1 protein-coding gene and 1 pseudogene are annotated in these 2,479 nt (G+C 62.6%); both read right to left on the reverse strand.

The window, feature by feature from the left end:
• Positions 1–2 precede the first annotated feature (2 nt).
• Positions 3–866: an IS21-like element helper ATPase IstB gene (gene istB / locus YU9_RS0138190; protein ID WP_027577388.1), complete on the reverse strand. Its 864-nt coding sequence runs from the start codon at positions 864–866 to the stop codon at positions 3–5.
• Positions 763–2,365: pseudogene (gene istA / locus YU9_RS0138195) on the reverse strand (IS21 family transposase). Before istA ends, istB begins: the two are co-directional and overlap by 104 nt.
• Positions 2,366–2,479 lie beyond the last annotated feature (114 nt).

Consider the following 2,479-nt stretch of genomic DNA (forward strand, 5'->3'; position numbering starts at 1 on the left):
TGTCAATCGGCTTGCAAATTTGACCCCTCATCGGCGTCCAATTTTGACCCCTTCGGACGGCGGGCTTTGCTGGTAGCGCTCGTCTCGTCGGAGCTGGCCGGGGTTGCGGAGACGAGACGAGCGCGGGTGATGTGATCGTCGTCTCGGCTTTTGAATCGCCAACTGTCGTTGCCGGTCTCGACGATGTCGCAGTGGTGGGTCAACCTGTCGAGCAACGCTGTGGTCATCTTGGCATCGCCGAACACGCTGGGCCATTCGCCGAAGGCGAGATTGGTGGTGACGATGACGGAAGCGCGCTCATAAAGCCGGCTGACGAGATGGAACAGGAGCTGACCGCCGGACTGGGCGAACGGCAGATAGCCGAGTTCGTCCAGAACGATAAAGTCCATCCGAGTTAAATGCTCGGCAAGCCGGCCCTGCCGTCCGTTGCGGGTCTCGATCTCAAGGCGGTTGACGAGGTCGACCACATTGTAGAAGCGACCACGGGCACCTGATCGGATGCAGCTCCTGGCGATCGCAATGGCCAGGTGGGTTTTGCCAGTGCCAGTGCCGCCGACCAGCACGACGTTGCGCTGCTGAGCGATGAAGCCGCCGCCAGCGAGGTCATTGACGAGCGTCTGGTTGATCGGCGTGCCGTCGAACTGGAAGTCGGCGATATCCTTGGCAAGCGGCAGCTTGGCAATGGTGAGCTGGTACTTGATCGACCGGGCTTGCTTCTCGTTGATCTCGGCGTTGAGCAGGTCGCCGACGATGCGCTGGGGTTCATGCTGTCGCTTGACGGCGGTCGCCATGATCTCGTCGAAGGCGGCCTTCATGCCGTAGAGCTTGAGTTCGCCCATGAGATCGAAGATTTGGGTTCGTTCCATCAGCTGGTCCTCCGGAGGTTGTCGTAACGGGCACAATCGGCGATCGGCGCATGGCGGAGCGTCAGCGCAGCCGGCGTCATGATGTTGGCCGGTGGAGCGGGTTCGCGTTGACGGGCCAGGATGTTGAGCACGACATCGGCGGAGTGGACGCCATGACCGAGGGCTTCGGCACAGGCGGCTTCCACCGCCGGCAGACCATCGGTCAGCACCGCATTGAGGATATCGACCATCTGTCGATTGCCATCGTCGGTGCTGGCAAGCCGGCGCCGGATCCGCTCGAGGGCGGCCGGTAGCACCCAGTCCTTGAAGGGAGCGCCATTGCGCAAGGCGCCGGGTTTGCGAGCAAGTACCGGCACATAGTGCCAGGGATCGTAGGTCGTCTCGCCGCGGCCAAAGGATCGCGGATGCTCGGCGACGATCCTTCCATCTTGGCGGATCACGATGCGGTCAGCATAGGCCTGGACCTCGACCGGGCGTCCGACGGCGCTGGCTGCGACTGAGTATTTGTTGTTGTCGAAGCGCACCAGGCAGGTCTTCGAGACTGACGCCGGCACCGCGTGGAAGCCGTCGAAGCGGCCGGCATAGGGAACGAGCTTGGGTCGTTCGGCTTCGAACACCTCCCAGATCGTCTGCTCGGCCAGCTCCGGATGGCGATGCGCCTTGGCGTAGGCGATGCACTTGTCGAGCAGCCAGGCATTTAACTCGTCGAGGTTTTTGAACCGCAGCCGTGGCGTGAAGAAGCGCTCCCGGACCAGCCCGACCTGGTTCTCGACTTGGCCCTTCTCCCAGCCCGAGGCCGGCGTGCAGGCGACCGGATCGACCAGGTAATGGCTGCACATCTGCAGGAAGCGGCGATTGTAGCGGCGATCCTTGCCGACAAAGATCGTCTCAACCGCAGTCTTCATGTTGTCGTAGATGCCGCGGCTGCAGGTGCCCTTGAACAAGGCGAACGCCCGGTCGTGGGCGTCGAACACCATCTCCTGCGTCTCCCGCGGATAGGCCCGCACGAACAGCATGCGGCTGTGGCAGAGCCGGACGTGGGCGACCTTCACCATCACCGTGGTGCCGCTCAGCAGCACCACCTCGTGGCTCCAGTCGAACTGATAGGCTTCGCCTGGCGCAAAGCTCAGCGGGACATAAGCCGCCGCTGTCGATTGGCCGCGCTCCTTACCCCACTGCCGGGCGTAACGCCGCACGGCATCGTAACCGCCGTCATAGCCTCGGCCGCGCAGCTCCTCGAAGATCCGGATCAACGTCAGCTGTTCACGGGCGGATTTGACCGCGTTCGCCGCCAGCAACCCGTCGAGCTCCGATGCCCATCGCCCCAGCTTTGGCCGCGGCTGCACCGATCTCTCATACTCGAACGAGGTCTCTCCCGACCTCAGCACCTTCCGAACCGTGTTCCGAGACACCTTCAGGTCGCGGGCGATCTCCTTGATCGTCTTACCCTTGATGAAGTGCTCGCGCCGTATCCGCCCAATCGTCTCCACGACCAGCATCCCCAACCACCTGCTTCATTCCAAAGCAGGCAGCGCAACAGACCTATCTGTAGGGGGTCAATTTTGGACGCCGATCCCCCGGCTTAGGGGGTCAATATTGCAAGCCGAATGACA

Source organism: Bradyrhizobium sp. WSM1743 (genome assembly GCF_000473065.1).
Lineage (GTDB): Bacteria > Pseudomonadota > Alphaproteobacteria > Rhizobiales > Xanthobacteraceae > Bradyrhizobium.